The 14715-nt window shown below is 48.5% G+C and carries 15 protein-coding genes, 3 tRNA genes and 2 pseudogenes; 6 read left to right on the top strand and 14 right to left on the bottom strand.

The window, feature by feature from the left end; genetic code table 11:
- Window positions 1–22: 22 nt before the first annotated feature.
- The 5 genes from OH663_RS03960 to OH663_RS03940 form a co-directional block, all read right to left on the bottom strand.
- The gene (locus OH663_RS03960) at window positions 23–304 is read right to left on the bottom strand and encodes a heavy-metal-associated domain-containing protein (protein WP_045444251.1); all 282 of its coding nucleotides are present in this window, start codon (window positions 302–304) and stop codon (window positions 23–25) included.
- Window positions 301–657 carry a mercuric transporter MerT family protein gene (locus OH663_RS03955; RefSeq protein ID WP_200012821.1) on the bottom strand — a complete coding sequence of 119 codons (357 nt, stop codon included), beginning with the start codon at window positions 655–657 and terminating at the stop codon, window positions 301–303. The genes OH663_RS03960 and OH663_RS03955 overlap by 4 nt, the downstream gene beginning before the upstream one ends.
- Window positions 635–1777: a transglutaminase-like domain-containing protein gene (locus tag OH663_RS03950; RefSeq protein ID WP_200012820.1), complete on the bottom strand. Its 1143-nt coding sequence runs from the start codon at window positions 1775–1777 to the stop codon at window positions 635–637. Before OH663_RS03950 ends, OH663_RS03955 begins: the two co-directional genes overlap by 23 nt.
- A gap of 253 nt (window positions 1778–2030) precedes the next feature.
- Entirely contained in the window at window positions 2031–2501 is a 471-nt protein-coding gene (locus OH663_RS03945) for an SRPBCC family protein (protein WP_200012818.1), read from the bottom strand.
- Between the two features lie 13 nt (window positions 2502–2514).
- A complete protein-coding gene (locus OH663_RS03940) occupies window positions 2515–2964 on the bottom strand; it encodes a DUF1571 domain-containing protein (RefSeq protein ID WP_233617261.1) in 450 nt (149 codons plus the stop codon).
- A gap of 453 nt (window positions 2965–3417) precedes the next feature.
- Here OH663_RS03940 and OH663_RS03935 point away from each other — a divergent pair, with 453 nt between their 5' ends.
- From OH663_RS03935 to OH663_RS03925, 3 genes are all read left to right on the top strand, one after another.
- Entirely contained in the window at window positions 3418–3762 is a 345-nt protein-coding gene (locus tag OH663_RS03935; protein WP_200012814.1) for a hypothetical protein, read from the top strand.
- 278 nt (window positions 3763–4040) lie between these two features.
- On the top strand, window positions 4041–4418 hold the full coding sequence (locus OH663_RS03930; protein ID WP_200012813.1) for a hypothetical protein: 378 nt from the start codon (window positions 4041–4043) through the stop codon (window positions 4416–4418).
- A 763-nt stretch (window positions 4419–5181) separates the two neighbouring features.
- Window positions 5182–7710, top strand: coding sequence for an inverse autotransporter beta domain-containing protein (locus tag OH663_RS03925; RefSeq protein ID WP_233617260.1), 2529 nt, complete (start codon window positions 5182–5184; stop codon window positions 7708–7710).
- Window positions 7711–8035: 325 nt separating this feature from the next.
- Here the strand turns inward: OH663_RS03925 and OH663_RS03920 are convergent.
- From OH663_RS03920 to uvrY, 6 genes are all read right to left on the bottom strand, one after another.
- Window positions 8036–8122: transfer RNA gene (locus OH663_RS03920), tRNA-Leu, on the bottom strand.
- A 12-nt stretch (window positions 8123–8134) separates the two neighbouring features.
- Window positions 8135–8208: transfer RNA gene (locus tag OH663_RS03915), tRNA-Cys, on the bottom strand.
- 51 nt (window positions 8209–8259) lie between these two features.
- Window positions 8260–8335: transfer RNA gene (locus OH663_RS03910), tRNA-Gly, on the bottom strand.
- Window positions 8336–8486: 151 nt separating this feature from the next.
- On the bottom strand, window positions 8487–9035 hold the full coding sequence (gene pgsA / locus OH663_RS03905) for a CDP-diacylglycerol--glycerol-3-phosphate 3-phosphatidyltransferase (protein WP_003030490.1): 549 nt from the start codon (window positions 9033–9035) through the stop codon (window positions 8487–8489).
- A 55-nt stretch (window positions 9036–9090) separates the two neighbouring features.
- Window positions 9091–10923, bottom strand: a complete 1833-nt coding sequence (uvrC, locus tag OH663_RS03900; RefSeq protein WP_200012809.1) for an excinuclease ABC subunit UvrC — start codon at window positions 10921–10923, stop codon at window positions 9091–9093.
- Window positions 10920–11576: a UvrY/SirA/GacA family response regulator transcription factor gene (gene uvrY / locus OH663_RS03895; RefSeq protein WP_003834023.1), complete on the bottom strand. Its 657-nt coding sequence runs from the start codon at window positions 11574–11576 to the stop codon at window positions 10920–10922. Before uvrY ends, uvrC begins: the two co-directional genes overlap by 4 nt.
- 296 nt (window positions 11577–11872) lie before the next feature.
- On the opposite strand from uvrY, the pseudogene OH663_RS26050 reads away from it, so the two are divergent.
- The 3 genes and pseudogenes from OH663_RS26050 to OH663_RS03885 form a co-directional block, all read left to right on the top strand.
- Window positions 11873–11953, top strand: a pseudogene (locus OH663_RS26050) (hypothetical protein); the annotation flags it as partial.
- Window positions 11929–12039 (top strand): annotated as a pseudogene (locus OH663_RS03890) (hypothetical protein); the annotation flags it as partial. The pseudogenes OH663_RS26050 and OH663_RS03890, both read left to right, overlap by 25 nt.
- A complete protein-coding gene (locus OH663_RS03885; protein ID WP_045444275.1) occupies window positions 12036–12260 on the top strand; it encodes a DUF2594 family protein in 225 nt (74 codons plus the stop codon). The pseudogene OH663_RS03890 and the gene OH663_RS03885, both read left to right, overlap by 4 nt.
- 67 nt (window positions 12261–12327) lie before the next feature.
- Here the strand turns inward: OH663_RS03885 and sdiA are convergent, their stop codons facing one another.
- The 3 genes from sdiA to tcyL all read right to left on the bottom strand — a co-directional run bounded on the left by sdiA (window position 12328) and on the right by tcyL (window position 14694).
- The gene (sdiA, locus tag OH663_RS03880; protein ID WP_045444278.1) at window positions 12328–13050 is read right to left on the bottom strand and encodes a quorum-sensing transcriptional regulator SdiA; all 723 of its coding nucleotides are present in this window, start codon (window positions 13048–13050) and stop codon (window positions 12328–12330) included.
- Between the two features lie 226 nt (window positions 13051–13276).
- Window positions 13277–14029, bottom strand: coding sequence for an L-cystine ABC transporter ATP-binding protein TcyN (gene tcyN, locus OH663_RS03875; protein ID WP_045444281.1), 753 nt, complete (start codon window positions 14027–14029; stop codon window positions 13277–13279).
- A complete protein-coding gene (tcyL, locus tag OH663_RS03870; RefSeq protein ID WP_045444284.1) occupies window positions 14026–14694 on the bottom strand; it encodes a cystine ABC transporter permease in 669 nt (222 codons plus the stop codon). Before tcyL ends, tcyN begins: the two co-directional genes overlap by 4 nt.
- Window positions 14695–14715 lie beyond the last annotated feature (21 nt).

Below are 14715 nucleotides of genomic sequence, written 5' to 3'. Positions count from 1 at the left end.
CAGAAAACCACCCGCAGGTGGTTTATTGTTGTTCAATATGGTTGAGCGTGGCCGTATATCCTGTTTTTGCTACCGCCTTGAGTAGCGTATCAGTAGAGAAATCTTCAGGCACGATCACTTCAGCCTGGCGCGTCTTCAGCGACGATTTAGCCTTGATCACGCCGTCAGTTTCACGCAGCGCCTGATTAACAGAAATGACGCACAGCGAGCAGGTCATATTTTGTATATCCAGCACCACTTTTTGATGAGCAGCCTGAGCCCACAACGGCAGCAATAAGCAAGCGATCAGAGTGACTATTTTCATTCAAATACCTCATAAAACCAGGCAACCAGCGTTGGATAAAATAACACCGGTAAAATCACTATCAGCGCACACCAGTAGAGAATACGCGTCTGTTTCAGGGTCAGCCAGCCGGTACACCACAACCTTTTGGAAAAATAGAGCCGCCAAAAGAGGCGCAACAGCAGCCCAAGCGTCAGCAGAATCAAGGGGAGACGCAAAAACTCGAAACGAGCGAATACCGTAAAACTTGCCGCCGAAATGCCAAACAGCAGATATAACAGTGGCCCTACGCAGCATAATCCTGCGGTGACGGCAGCCACAGCGGCCGTCAGCAGAGTGAGGCCAGCACCTTTAGCGTTGTTCTGTTGCGACATAGCTGTAGGAGAACGCTTTAGGGTCATAGAAGTTGATCGGATCGCCGTCTACTTCCGCATAGGGGTAACCAAAATTGTTCATCGCCCCCTGTTCTGTGGCCGGGTACAGTTCAAAATCACGTCCGTAGTTGAACCCTACCCAGTTCATTTCCCAGTTACCGAACAGGTAGGTGTTAACGGCCTGCACATCAGCATCCTGATGCGTTTTTTTCTCGGCCAGACGCATTTTCGTCACGTCCGCCGGGTCGCAAGGCAACCAGCCGTAACCAGCCAGATAAAACTCTGCGCGACAGTGCTGACCGCCACTCACATCAGCAACCCCGGCACCGTCGGCTTTACCAAAGGCGCTTTTCGAGTAGCGTTCAAGATTATTGGCTTTCCCCAGACGAATCCCGAATAATTCACGCGCCGGAATGCCGCTGGCACGTGCCAGAGCGACGAAAACGGAACTCATATCGGTGCATTTCCCTTTGAGTTTGCCACTCTTCAGAATCTCCGCCACATCACCCGTTCCGCAGCCGATAACGTCATTATCACGCTCCATATGGCTACTGACCCACTCATAGATTAGGCGTGCTTTTTTCAATGGGTCCTGCTCGTTGCCGGTGATTCTACGCGCAGTTTCCTGCACAAGCCCGTCAACGGGAGTATGCGCAGTCGGCAATAAATAGGGTTTCACATCCAACGGATAAACGATCTGCTCCGGCGCCTGCCAGGTTTTTAGCGCATCCTGCTTCAGCGGCTCCCAATCGGCGGTTTCAATGTCAATATCAACCTTAATTAACAACTCTCCTTGTGAATTGGGCCAACTGGCAAACAACGTTTTCGCGCCATAAACATTATTGGTAGTGACATATGCCTGCTTATAGTTGCCGCTAAAAACAAGGTCGGTCATCTGCTGAAATGCTGTATCTACCGGCAACGGGATCCACAGCTTCACCACACCGCTTGACCCTTGTGGCGGATTCAGTTTATAGGTTTGCGATAAGGCAAAGCGCCGACGTACTACAGGCGCAACTAATGGCTCTGCGGCTTGTACCGTCTGGCTAACGACGGAAGGACCGACTAAACCGGCCGCAGAAAGGAGAACACTATTTTTAAGAAATTGTCGACGTTGCATTGCTGTCTGTCCATGTTGTATGAGTTGAGCGACGGCTAAACGAGCAGAGACCGTACACGATCATCACAGCAGACAGACGCTGACATAAAAAGGCGAGTCGATGGAGTTTATTCATCAATAACAGACCTGTTAACTGTGAATGAAAAGAGAAACAATTAAGCCATTTTCAACCACAAGAGTACAGGCGCAGCATTAAAAAAGACGAAAAACGCATAATAACAGGTAGGCTCCATATCCTTAAAAACCGGCCACATCAAAATATGTACACGTTGGTTCCTAGTTTACGGGCTAACCCTTTTGCTCCCTCACGCATTACCGTATCGTGATTCCAGCGAAAGACGGGCGCTGCCAGTGGAGCAAGGTAGTTCATCCAGCGAATAGTGGTCCGTACATGCCAGTCATACCTGACGATAGTTTCCTTGCCGTTGTCGGAAAAAGACCATACTCCTCGCCCTTCAACTTCACCACTCGCCTCCCCTTCCAGCAGACAACAAGGCAGTATATTCAGTACGTTAATATCAAAGGTTAGACGATAAGGCAGCGCCCCTTTCCAGGTATAGCGGTGCAACGCGCCAATGCCCTGTATATCCCCTTTCTTTATTTCAATAATTCGCTCCAGGCTTCCCCACCATTCAGGCCACTGATCCGGGTGAGAGAAAACATCCCATACATCCTGGATCGAAGCTTCAACCCGCCAGACGGTGGAAAACTGATATTCGGCCATAAACTCCGCGCCCTTAAGGTGTGAAAAAATCCACGGGGAAACGAATATTGATGATCATGGCATCCATAAGTACGGTTTCCAGCCACTTTCCACCAGCATCGTAACTGAGCACTTTCACGGGTAGTCGATGGTAGTTATCGAACCAAACGTCATACCGGTGAACACCATCAACGGCCATCGTCCCCGGCCCAGTCACGCAGACGTGCGTGGTCGAACGCCCCGATACGTTCTCCTCCCCGATTATCGCCGTTTTCCCCTCTCGCTGCAGGTGACGAATATTGTCCAACAATGCGCCAATGTCAGACTGATCGACCCGATGGCCACGCTCGTCTTTTATTAAAGAATTTGTTGGGGAGAGGTTTAATACTGGCAAAGTTCCCAACCCAAACGGCCAAAGCTTCACGTTATTACTGACCGGGTTATAGGTAAGAACGGCCCCAGGATGCGGCTGAGTAAAATCCATCCTTATAAAGCCTGGCTTTTTATAGCTATATCGAATGATTTTACTTTCGGCCTGGACGGAAGAGGAACGAATAAGAACCTGATAAGACTGGAGCTTATCAAAATGCTGCCGGGCGATAACGATGTGGTCTGTAGTTGTGGAACGTTGTGACAGCAGTGATGCAACGGCCAAACTTTTGTCCACCGGATACATAATGCAGCTAAGGACAAGTAATGCTGCAAACATTACCGTCGGAGAAAGTAAGTCTCTGATGTAACCTCCTGCATCTGCATGGTGAGCAAACAGGGGTGATCGCCTGTTACCTGTTCAATTATAGTGCTTAATGCCCCCCTTTAACCTTCCTGTACCGTCATCATGAACAGGGACATAACAGCTAAATTGTTCGTCCTGCACCGGGTATCGTCGCAACCAAAAGCTATACTTTAATAGCCATACTTTTTATGAGTACTAATCATGAAACTGCCATGGGCGCTTTCCTGCGCTGCCCTCGCCATCCTGTTAATGACCTCCTCCCATCTCACTGCCAGCACTTTGCAAGACCAGGCTGAACTGGAGCGAGAGTTAAGTGCCGCTTTAGCAACCGGACACAGCGTCATTATTATTGGTGGAACGGAGAATTTCGGTTTCACGCTCAGAGCCAGAAACAGGATCCACAGACCATTTGCTATCCAGGATGGTATTGGCGATCCCGTGATGATTAACGGTTTTCAGGACCACAACTATAACCCTGCACGGGATGGATTTATGAATAATCCTGCCCGGGGACGTTTTATGTTGAACGCACCTGTTCGTCGCTAAGTGCGATATACATGGCGAGTCACTAGCGAGGAGGGATTGCTGGTGGTTTTGTATTAACGGGTCATGTGCTGCATGAGAATGAACAGTTCGCGAAAACACGCACAAAAAAACCGCCGAAGCGAGTTATGATCGGGAGGATTTTTAACTAGTTACCGCCAGCGGTTAACATTCATTAGGCGAATTTTTACAGTCTGAAAACGAGTCGTTCCCCGCGACTCGTATCCCACATGGTTCTTCCCCCCTGCCGGAAGCATCTTTATAATTAATAATCAGTGATATTGACACTTATCATGTATTGCTGTTTTGTAAACAGAGAATATTTTTCAATAGCTGGCTCTATTGCTGCTGTTAATTTCCCACCAGCGCCATCATTAATTTTGGGGCTCTTATCTGCGTTATTATTGATTCTTTATAACTTTGCCAGAGGCAAGGAAAAGCCGGTGAAGAAATCTGCGGGTACATACAGTTCATCGGGTTTACATAAAACCATAGAAAAACAATCTAAGCTTAATGCCGGAGCGGCAATATGCGCTGCTACGGGCGTCACTGTCAATGCCGCCAGAACCGTTTGTGCCCGTTCAACCTGGCGATCGGCCTGTTTTATTGCTCAGTACCTGCCGTTCGGTTTACACGATTTTATATATGCCATTTGGTAAGTGCGTAGTCGCATAAAAACCAATGGTGAAAGCAATGAGCAAATTCCGAGATAACTTCCTGATATAAAAAAGGTTGTTTGAGTGTACTTAGCGAGCGGACAAAACCTAATGACAGTTAGTTATGGGATTAACAACTTTCAATTAGATCTTATATAATTTGTACGAACTCATACAAAATTATACTGAACCTGAAATCTGCATATACGTCTTGTATATAGCGATACAGGCATCAGTAACCACATCACTTTCAATCAAATCATTCACGGGGATGATTATTTACGTACATGTATCATTTTAACAAATGTAATCATAAAAAAATCACCCTTAATCCTGCCTCATATGGAATTACTACAAAAATGGATTGAAAAACTATAAGCAGAAACAGCACAGGTAAAAAAAACCGAAATGCATGCAACTTTCTTATCAACTCGACAAGACTGAGTTGCGCTGTGGTTTGGGAGTTTTGAAATTTCAAGAAATGTGATCTTCCGTTTGTCATACTGAAACAACAAATAAAAGAAAATGATTCAGCCCCTTCAAACTCTGACTATGAGCAATGGGAGCGTTCTTGTTTTCAATATGGTGAACATACGGAAGCAACATTTAATACACAAGAACTACATTGAACTGAGCTCATCAGGTTCAACTAATTAAAGAAGAAATGATAATGCATAAAATCTCGGGTACTGAAAGAAGCAGACACTTTTGCTTCTTTGCATGGTTACAAATTTTTGTACAAGTATTATTTCCCCTGGTTCCAATCATGCCCCACAGTGTTCTGGCGGACAGCTTATCTCTTTCTTCGGCTACGTCTTCTCCATTTTCGACTGTACATAGCACGACATCAACCGACTCTACGCTGCCTTATGCCGGAACATTAAACACCGTCGCCAGTTCGCTCTCTTCCAGCGGAAAAAACGGCGTAGTCAACAGTGCCAAATCAGCCGCCTCCGGTTATACCTCTTCAACGACTCAGCAGTGGCTCAGCCAGTTCGGTACCGCGCGCGTTCAGCTCAACATTGACGACAGCGGCAACTGGGACGAAAGCGCCGTCGATTTCCTTGCCCCTCTGTATGACAATAAAAACGCAGTGCTGTTTACCCAGCTTGGTCTGCGAGCTCCCGACGGGCGCACGACCGGCAATATCGGCATGGGTGTACGAACTTTCTACACCGACAAATGGATGTTTGGCGGAAATGTCTTTTTTGATGACGATTTCACAGGCAAAAACCGCCGCGTCGGTATTGGTGCAGAAGCCTGGACAGATTATCTGAAGCTTTCCGCCAACACCTATATCGGTACAACTGAATGGCATAGTTCACGTGACTTCGAGGACTATAATGAAAAACCGGCTGACGGCTATGATATCCGTGCCGAAGGCTATCTCCCTACATATCCACTGCTGGGTGCCCGGGCTATGTATGAACAATATTATGGAAATGATGTTGCCTTATTCGACAAAGACCACCTGCAGAGCAACCCTTCCGCTATAACCGTCGGTCTGAACTACACGCCAGTTCCGCTGGTTACTGCTGGTATTGATTATAAGCACGGTCAGGATTCTATGGATGAAACCCGCTTCAGTCTGAACTTCCATTACACTTTAGGTCAGTCCTGGCAGTCGCAGATGTCCTCAGACCAGGTTGCCCTGCGCCGTAGTCTCGCTGGCAGCCGCTATGACCTTGTAGAACGTAACAATGAAATCATCCTGCAGTATAAGAAAAAAGATGACACCGCAGTTCTCACAGACATGACTCTAACGAGCGTTAAAGACAACAGCCCAGCAGACGGTATTGCTACTAATACAGTGACGCTTCACGCTATTACATCTGATAATAAAGCTGCATCAAATGCATCTATTACCTGGGCCGTCACTGGTAGTGCAAAACTTAGTACGACCACATCGATGACCGACGCCAATGGCAATGCCTCAGTCAATCTGACCAGTACAACTGCCGAACAGGTTATCGTCTCAGCTTCATCTGGAACATTGACGCGCACAATGCCAAGTTCATTTTCGCTGTCAGTGGCATCACTAAATCTCAACCTGACTAAAAATAACAGCCAGGCTGACGGTAATGATCAAAATATTGGCCAGGTAGTATTGAAAGATGCCAGTGGTAAAGTTCTTTCCGGCGTTGCAGTTGCATGGCAGGTAGACAGTGGAGCCACTATCGTCAGTAGCGAAAGCGCTACTGACAGCGACGGTGAGGCAACCATAAATTTCACCAGTAAAACCGTCGGCCCTGTAAAATTAAGCGCTACGGCAGGAGGAAAAACAGAGTCGGTTAACTCAGCCTTTATTAACCAGGCTGTTTCAAATGTTACTGTCAGTATGAACAATAATAATGCCCCGGCTGACGGCAACACTGCGAACGTAGCTCAGGCTGTGGTAACAGACTCTAACGGCCAGCCAATGGCTGGCGTCAGTGTGACATGGAGTCTTGGCGTCGGTAGCGCAAAACCGGTTTCGCCACTGACGGTTATAACCAATTCCAGTGGAATTGCCACGTTAAACCTCACTGATACGGTGGCTCAGGATATTCATGTGGCCGCAAGCGCTGGAGATAAAACAGGCAATACTACTGCGACATTTGCAGAGGTGCCGTCCATTCTGGCGATTACAATGAGCCCAGATAATTCGCCAGCTGACGGTAGCACACAAAACGTCGCGCAAATCACGGTAACCCGTGCAGGCAATCCTGTAGAAGGGGCATCCGTACAATGGAGTAAATCTTCTGCGAATGCACAATATGCTTCAGCGACCGCAACATCTACGAATGCCCAGGGTGTCGCGACACTCTCGTTGACTGATCTGACAGCAGAACAATTCACCGTGACAGCAACGGTGAACGGTAGTAACAGCACCTCAGTGCAAACAACCTTTACACCAACAGACTTTGGGCCAATAACCATATCAATACCTGAAGCCGGTAATCCGTCGATTGTGAGTGTTAACCTGGCTTTGGATGGGGTTGATGTTGTGGTGGCTGCCTACAACAACATGGCAGCAGGTGATCAAATAACAGTAAGCTCAGTTATTTCAGGGGATGAATTTGGAAAAACACTCCCATATACCTCACCCATTCATATCGTATCCAGTTCAGAGGTAGGCCAGAATATTGCGTTGACTATCCCGTCGGATAACCTGATGAAAGTGGAAGGAGGTGATGGGCAACCCAAGGCACAGCTAAATGTCAGAGCTGATATTACAAAAGGTACGGTAACAAAGAGCAGCGATACGCTGAAAAGCATTATCGACACCTGCGCCCCCGGTGATACAGGTTGCTGATAATCAGTAAAACAAACAGCCCCTACAATTTGGCGCTATGGCAGGGGTACTGTTGCAATGCACCGTAGCGCCCCCCCTGCCGTATCACTGGAAAGCCAAAACCCCGCGCAGGCGGGGTTCTCGTTATGTTCAGATTTGCGCAGTTAAAATTAAACTGTAGATCGGTTGTCTGTATTTCTGGGTGTGCAAAATTAAAATAATAATCCCACATGTAACAAAGTCATCTTAGGAAAGATGTTAGGAAATCAAATTTCAGGCACAAAAAAACCACCCGTAGGTGGTTTCACGACACTGCTTATTGCTTTGATTATTCTGTTCTTTCCCATGGTACCCGGAGTGGGACTTGAACCCACACAGCGCGAACGCCGAGGGATTTTAAATCCCTTGTGTCTACCGATTCCACCATCCGGGCTCGGGAAGAAATTGGAGGCGCGTTCCGGAGTCGAACCGGACTAGACGGATTTGCAATCCGCTACATAACCGCTTTGCTAACGCGCCGAAATCTTCAGGCTTTTCAGCCAACATCCGCAAATGCCGATGTTTAAAATTTGGAGCGGGAAACGAGACTCGAACTCGCGACCCCGACCTTGGCAAGGTCGTGCTCTACCAACTGAGCTATTCCCGCATCATCAAGTAACTTTGTTAATCACTTGATTTTGCTATCGTCTGGCAATCAGTGCTGCCGTTCGATGCGTTGCATTCTACTTACCTGACGCACTGAGTCAACGATATTTTTCACCACTGACGATCGTTTGCTGAAATTTGCGGCGAAACGATCACTGATCAAGCAAATCTCCGCGTGCGGCGCTCAAATACTGGAACATTGACCATAATGTCAGGATCGCGGCAACAAAGAAAAGTGCGATCCCGGCGTACTCAACCCAGATGTTTGGACGCCACAGTAACCAGGCCAGTGCCGCCATCTGCGACGTGGTTTTAACTTTACCGATCCAGGAAACGGCCACGCTGCTACGCTTGCCGAGTTCGGCCATCCATTCGCGCAGCGCAGAAATGATAATCTCACGCGCTATCATCGTGGCGGCGGGTAATGTCACCCACCAGCTGTGATAGTGCTCCGTCACCAGCACCATCGCGATAGCCACCAGCACTTTATCCGCGACCGGATCCAGGAAAGCACCAAAACGCGTGCTTTGGTTCCAGCGGCGCGCCAGAAAACCGTCAAACCAGTCGGTAACCGCCGCGATACAGAAGATAAGTGCGCAAACAAACGGAGCCCAGGTGAATGGCAGGTAAAATGCCAATACAAAGAAAGGGATCAGAATGACGCGAAACAGCGTGAGCAATGTAGGGATATTAAATTGCATATGACGGATAACTATCTGTTGTCAGTGAAATTACCCCTATGTTGCTACAGAGGGCCTAATGTTTCAACGAGTAGAAGATCTTTTCTGCCAGACCTTGCGAAATACCCGGCACTTTTGCAATTTCTTCGACACTTGCGTTACGAAGCCCTTGCAACCCGCCCATATACTTTAACAGCATCTGTCGACGTTTAGGTCCGACGCCCTCAATAGTTTCAAGCGTACTGGTGCTTTTCACCTTCGCGCGTTTTTTACGGTGTCCGCTGATGGCATGATCGTGAGACTCATCACGAATATGCTGAATAACGTGTAGTGCTGGCGAGTCAGGCGGCAGACTGAACCCCTCTCCTTCCGGTTCAAAAAACAGCGTTTCCAGACCGGCTTTGCGATCGGCACCCTTCGCCACCCCGAGCAACAGCGGATGTTGTTTATCCCAGGGTACATCCAGCTCAGCAAAAACGGCTTTCGCCTGCCCCAGTTGACCTTTGCCGCCGTCGATCAGAATGACATCCGGGATTTTACTTTCTTCAATTGCCTTGCCGTAGCGTCGACGCAGCACCTGGTTCATCGCCGCATAATCATCGCCCGGCGTGATACCGGTGATGTTATAGCGACGATATTCCGCACGCAGCGGTCCGTTAGCATCAAAAACCACGCAGGAGGCCACCGTCTGCTCGCCCATCGTGTGGCTGATGTCAAAACACTCCATGCGTTTCACCGCAGGTAACTTCAGCACCGATGCAAGAGCCGTCAGACGCTGAGTAATGGTGGACTGCTGAGAAAGCTTTGTGGTAAGCGCCGTTGCCGCATTGGTACGAGCCAGCTTCAGATAACGCGCGCGATCTCCACGTGGTTTCGTCTGGACATTAATTCGTCGCCCGGCCAGCTCAGATAAGGAGTCCGCCAACAGCATCTTATCGCTAAGATTAAAGTCGAGCAGGATCTCACCGGGTAAGGTGCGCATCTGGCTGCCCTGTAAATAGAACTGCCCAACAAAAGTTTCAACAACTTCGCCCAACTCTGTTCCGCCCGGAACTTTAGGGAAATAGCTGCGACTGCCCAGTACCTTACCCTGGCGAATAAACAGAACGTGTACACAAGCCATCCCGGCGTCAAATGCTACGCCGATGACGTCTAGATCATCACCGGTATTCGAAACGAACTGTTTCTCGGTCACACGGCGTACGGCCTGAATTTGGTCACGAATACGAGCAGCTTCCTCAAACTCCAGATTCTGGCTGGCTTTTTCCATCCGGGCGATCAATTGTGTCAGGACCTGATCGTCTTTGCCGGATAAGAACAACCGGACGTAATCAACCTGCTGCGAATACTCTTCTTCACTCACCAGACCTGCCACACACGGCCCAAGACAGCGGCCAATCTGGTATTGCAGGCAAGGTCTCGAACGGTTGCGGTAGACACTGTTTTCACACTGGCGAATAGGGAATATTTTCTGCAATAGCGCCAGCGTTTCACGTACCGCATAACCGTTTGGGAACGGTCCAAAGTACTCACCTTTTGCATGCTTGGCCCCACGATGCATCGCCAGGCGTGGATGAGTGTCACCACTAAGGAAAATAAAAGGATAGGATTTATCGTCACGCAGCAGCACGTTGTAGCGTGGCTGATACAACTTGATGTAGTTGTGTTCGAGCAATAATGCTTCGGTCTCGGTATGCGTCACCGTAACATCAATCTGCTGGATTTGCGCGACCAGCGCTTCAGTTTTACGTGAAGCGAGATTGCTGCGGAAATAGCTGGAAAGCCGCTTTTTCAGGTCTTTCGCTTTACCGACATAGATAACCGTCCCGGCGCTATCGTACATACGATAAACACCGGGCTGACTGGTCACGGTTTTCAGAAACGCTTTTGCATCAAACTGATCGGTCACTGGCTTGTTAATGTCTCCGCATTACACAGGCCATGGCGAATTGCCAGGTGAGTCAGTTCTACATCGCCGTGAATGTTTAATTTACTGAACATTCGATAGCGGTAACTGTTCACCGTTTTAGGACTGAGATTCAGCTGCTCTGAGATCTCATTGACCTTCTGGCCTTTGGTGATCATCAGCATAATCTGCAACTCGCGTTCAGACAAACTGGCAAACGGTGTCTCCGTTTTCTCAGGCTCAATCTGGCTAAGTGCCATCTGTTGAGCGATATCGGAGGCAATATAGCGCTGCCCGGAAAAAACCGAACGAATCGCACTAACAACTTCCTGAGGCGCGGCCCCCTTGCTAAGATACCCCGCGGCACCAGCCTGCATGACTTTTGCCGGCAACGGGTTTTCGGTATGGACTGTCAGCATAATCACTTTGATGTCAGCTGTTGAACGTGCAATTTTGCGGGTTGCTTCAAGACCGCCAATACCGGGCATATTCATGTCCATCAGCACAACGTCGACGGAGTTTGAACGGCACCATTTCACCGCATCCTCGCCGCAGCACGCTTCGCCGACAACTTTTATGCCTTTTATATCTTCAAGAATGCGTCGTATCCCTGCGCGCACCAGTTCGTGGTCATCAACAAGAAAAACGTTGATCAAAGGAATATCTCCAGAATAGGGATAACGCTACCGATAGTTAATCGGTCCTATGTTAACGGGTTTTATCTCAACTTTGAAATGTAAAAAACACCCGACTTTCGATTTTGCTCTCGTTTTTGGAAATTAGATTGTACGAAGAGTGGAAACTTCCACAGCGGACAACCTTCAGAGACAGTTATATCGGTCTGGCTGTTTCAGAATAGTGACAAAAAATTCATATTCTTACGCTGAATGATAAATAGCAAAGCAAGCTTGTAACAATAATTAACGAGTCGAATACTCGCAATATACAAAGAATGGAGAAAATATATGCACTGCAACATATTGTTTATTTTAATATCGCCAGCGGACGTTTGCGCAAAAAACAACCTCTGATATTTTTAGCAAAGCTTATGGTATACTCCGGCGCCTTAAGATTTGCCATCGCACTTTTTCATTGAAACATAACGAGGAAAATAAATGAGTACGCCTGATTTTTCCACTGCCGAGAATAATCAAGAACTGGCTAATGAAGTCACCTGCCTGAAAGCCATGTTAACGCTGATGCTGCAGGCAATGGGACAAGCCGATGCAGGACGCGTGATTCTTAAAATGGAAAAACAGATCGCGCTGATTGAGGACGAAACACAGGCTGAGGTATTCTCCAGCACTGTTAAGCAAATTAAACAGGCCTACCGTCAGTAATAAGAAACCGGCTGACAGCATTGCTCTCAGCCGGTTTTTGCGCCTGATACTCAGAACGACAATTTACTCAGATAAGCCCGGTTGCTGCGGCATAGCAGGCAATCTGTGTTTTGTTCGGGGCATTGAACTTCTTCTGCATATTCTTCTGATGGAAGTTAACAGTATTTTCAGAAATCGACAGAATCATCGCTATCTCTGAAGATGTTTTTCCCTCTGCGGTCCATTTCAATATTTCTTTTTCCCGCTTGCTAAAACGCATCTCCGGCGTCATGACCATGTCATCTTCCAGTCGAGTTAGAACTGACAGACTTTCCCGTATTAGCAGTTGCATCCTTAGTTCCACCTCATCCTGCTCAAAGCTGCTATTACGCACGCTCGCACGCGACACAGACAGGAAGCCCAAAGCCCGATTCGGCAACATTAAGCACTGGGTAATCCCCTTACGTAATCCGTGATTACGCGCCGCATCCCACAGTGGTTGGGCATCGCGGAACAACGTGTCATTCCAGGGCAGATGGCCCTGACTGAAATTTTCAGGCTTCAGCACCGGATCAATAGCGAAATAATTTTCGGATTGATAATGCGCCACCCATGCTTTGGGATACGTCGTATGAAGTGCCGTTTTAGGCCGGGTAAATGGTACGGGATGACGGACACAGAGCGCGTAAAAATCGAACTCCAGATGTTGCGTCTGATGTTGTAATTCATTATAGACATCCTCTGCCGTCGCCATTTCCTGAAAGCGTAACAGCATACTCCGTCGCCAGGTGAAGAAATCATGATCCTGCATACTAAGTGGTAATGCTCCTGAGATTGATAATCATCACAAATGTATGAACACGCTAACACATAAATGTATTTTATATATGCAAATTATCGGACAAGTGTGGAATTACTTGAGTATGGCTCAACAACAGGCTATTGCAGCAGAGTGGTGAGCCCATATTAAATCAATAATTATAAATAGTTATGCAGGGCACTAACCAAAACGGCTTTGGTGAGTGCTGTGGCACTATTTATTGCATCAGAAATTTTTCAAGAAACTGGCGAGTACGAGGTTGCTGAGGATCGGTAAATAAAGCCTTTGCGGGTCCCTGCTCCACTATCCGTCCTTGATCCATAAATATCGCCCGGTCGGCAACATCACGTGCAAAGCTCATTTCATGCGTCACAATAACCATGGTGCGTTTTTCCAGCGCCAACTGACGAATGGTGCTCAGTACCTCGCCAACCAGTTCCGGATCAAGCGCGGACGTTGGCTCATCAAAGAGGATCACTTCCGGACGCATCGCCAGCGCCCGAGCAATAGCCACGCGCTGCTGCTGTCCGCCGGATAAACGCCGTGGATAACTGGTTTCTTTACCCGCAAGCCCTACCTTCGCCAGCAGTTCACGCGCACGGGCTGTCGCTTCATCCTTCGCCTCACCTTTGACAATAACCGGCCCTTCAATAATGTTCTCCAGCACCGTACGATGCGGAAACAAATTAAAGTTCTGGAATACGAAGCCCACGTGCTGACGCAACTGACGGATTAATCCCTTTTGCTGATTCAGGGAGCGTGCGGTATCAATAGTAATGTCACCAACTTTGATCGTGCCCGCCTCCGGTTGCTCGAGCAAATTAATGCTACGCAACAGGGTGGTTTTCCCCGAGCCGCTCGGCCCGATAATTGCCACGACTTCACCGGGTTTAACATCCAGATCGATACCGTGTAGCACCGTTTGCCCGTGAAATTTTTTCACCAGGTTTCTGACTTCGATAGCACTCATTTCGGCTCTCTCTCCTGGCGGTTTAGCTGCTCTTCAAAATAGTTCTGCAGTGCGGAAAGCACCGTCGCCATCACCCAGTAAATCAGCGAGGCCGCCAGATACATGGTGAACACCTCCAGCGTACGCGAAGTAATCAGTTGTGCCTGACGGAACAGTTCCGGTACCTGAATCGTCGCGGCCAGTGAAGTGTCTTTCACCAGGCTGATAAAGCTGTTACTCAGCGGCGGCAAGGCTACGCGCGCAGCCTGTGGCAGGATCGCCCTGCGCATTGTCTGCCACGGCGTCATACCAATACTCGCCCCGGCCTCCCACTGGCCTTTGTCGATGGAGGAGATTGCCGCGCGCAGCGTTTCCGCCGCGTAAGCCGCCGTATTCAGCGACAGACCAATCATCGCCGCCGGGACAGGATCCAGTTCAATGCCAAACTGCGGCAGGCCGTAATAGATCATGAACAGCTGGGCTATCAGCGGGGTTCCGCGAAAAATAGAAATGTAAAAGCGCGCCAGCCAGCGGACAGGTAACAGCGGCGACAGGCGCATCAGTGCGAGGATAAACCCCAGCACCAGCCCGAAAAACATCCCGCCAATACTCAGCTGAAGCGTAAATACCGCACCTTTCAGCAGATATGGCAGCGAATCAATCACCAGTTGGATACTTTCTTGCATTAGCGTTTTTCTACCTTGCCG

Source organism: Citrobacter sp. Marseille-Q5395, from assembly GCF_947057495.1.
Lineage (GTDB): Bacteria > Pseudomonadota > Gammaproteobacteria > Enterobacterales > Enterobacteriaceae > Citrobacter > Citrobacter murliniae.
The sequence above is the reverse complement of the archived record's forward strand: the minus strand, read 5'-3'. Positions and strand labels throughout refer to the sequence as shown.

Bases quoted from the DNA above. Each gene is read 5' to 3' on its own strand.
- OH663_RS03960 (WP_045444251.1), bottom strand. From the start codon at position 304: ATGAAAATAGTCACTCTGATCGCTTGCTTATTGCTGCCGTTGTGGGCT.
- OH663_RS03955 (WP_200012821.1), bottom strand. From the start codon at position 657: ATGTCGCAACAGAACAACGCTAAAGGTGCTGGCCTCACTCTGCTGACG.
- OH663_RS03950 (WP_200012820.1), bottom strand. From the start codon at position 1,777: ATGCAACGTCGACAATTTCTTAAAAATAGTGTTCTCCTTTCTGCGGCC.
- OH663_RS03945 (WP_200012818.1), bottom strand. From the start codon at position 2,501: ATGGCCGAATATCAGTTTTCCACCGTCTGGCGGGTTGAAGCTTCGATC.
- OH663_RS03940 (WP_233617261.1), bottom strand. From the start codon at position 2,964: ATGGATTTTACTCAGCCGCATCCTGGGGCCGTTCTTACCTATAACCCG.
- OH663_RS03935 (WP_200012814.1), top strand. From the start codon at position 3,418: ATGAAACTGCCATGGGCGCTTTCCTGCGCTGCCCTCGCCATCCTGTTA.
- OH663_RS03925 (WP_233617260.1), top strand. From the start codon at position 5,182: ATGCCCCACAGTGTTCTGGCGGACAGCTTATCTCTTTCTTCGGCTACG.
- pgsA (WP_003030490.1), bottom strand. From the start codon at position 9,035: ATGCAATTTAATATCCCTACATTGCTCACGCTGTTTCGCGTCATTCTG.
- OH663_RS03885 (WP_045444275.1), top strand. From the start codon at position 12,036: ATGAGTACGCCTGATTTTTCCACTGCCGAGAATAATCAAGAACTGGCT.
- sdiA (WP_045444278.1), bottom strand. From the start codon at position 13,050: ATGCAGGATCATGATTTCTTCACCTGGCGACGGAGTATGCTGTTACGC.
- tcyN (WP_045444281.1), bottom strand. From the start codon at position 14,029: ATGAGTGCTATCGAAGTCAGAAACCTGGTGAAAAAATTTCACGGGCAA.
- tcyL (WP_045444284.1), bottom strand. From the start codon at position 14,694: ATGCAAGAAAGTATCCAACTGGTGATTGATTCGCTGCCATATCTGCTG.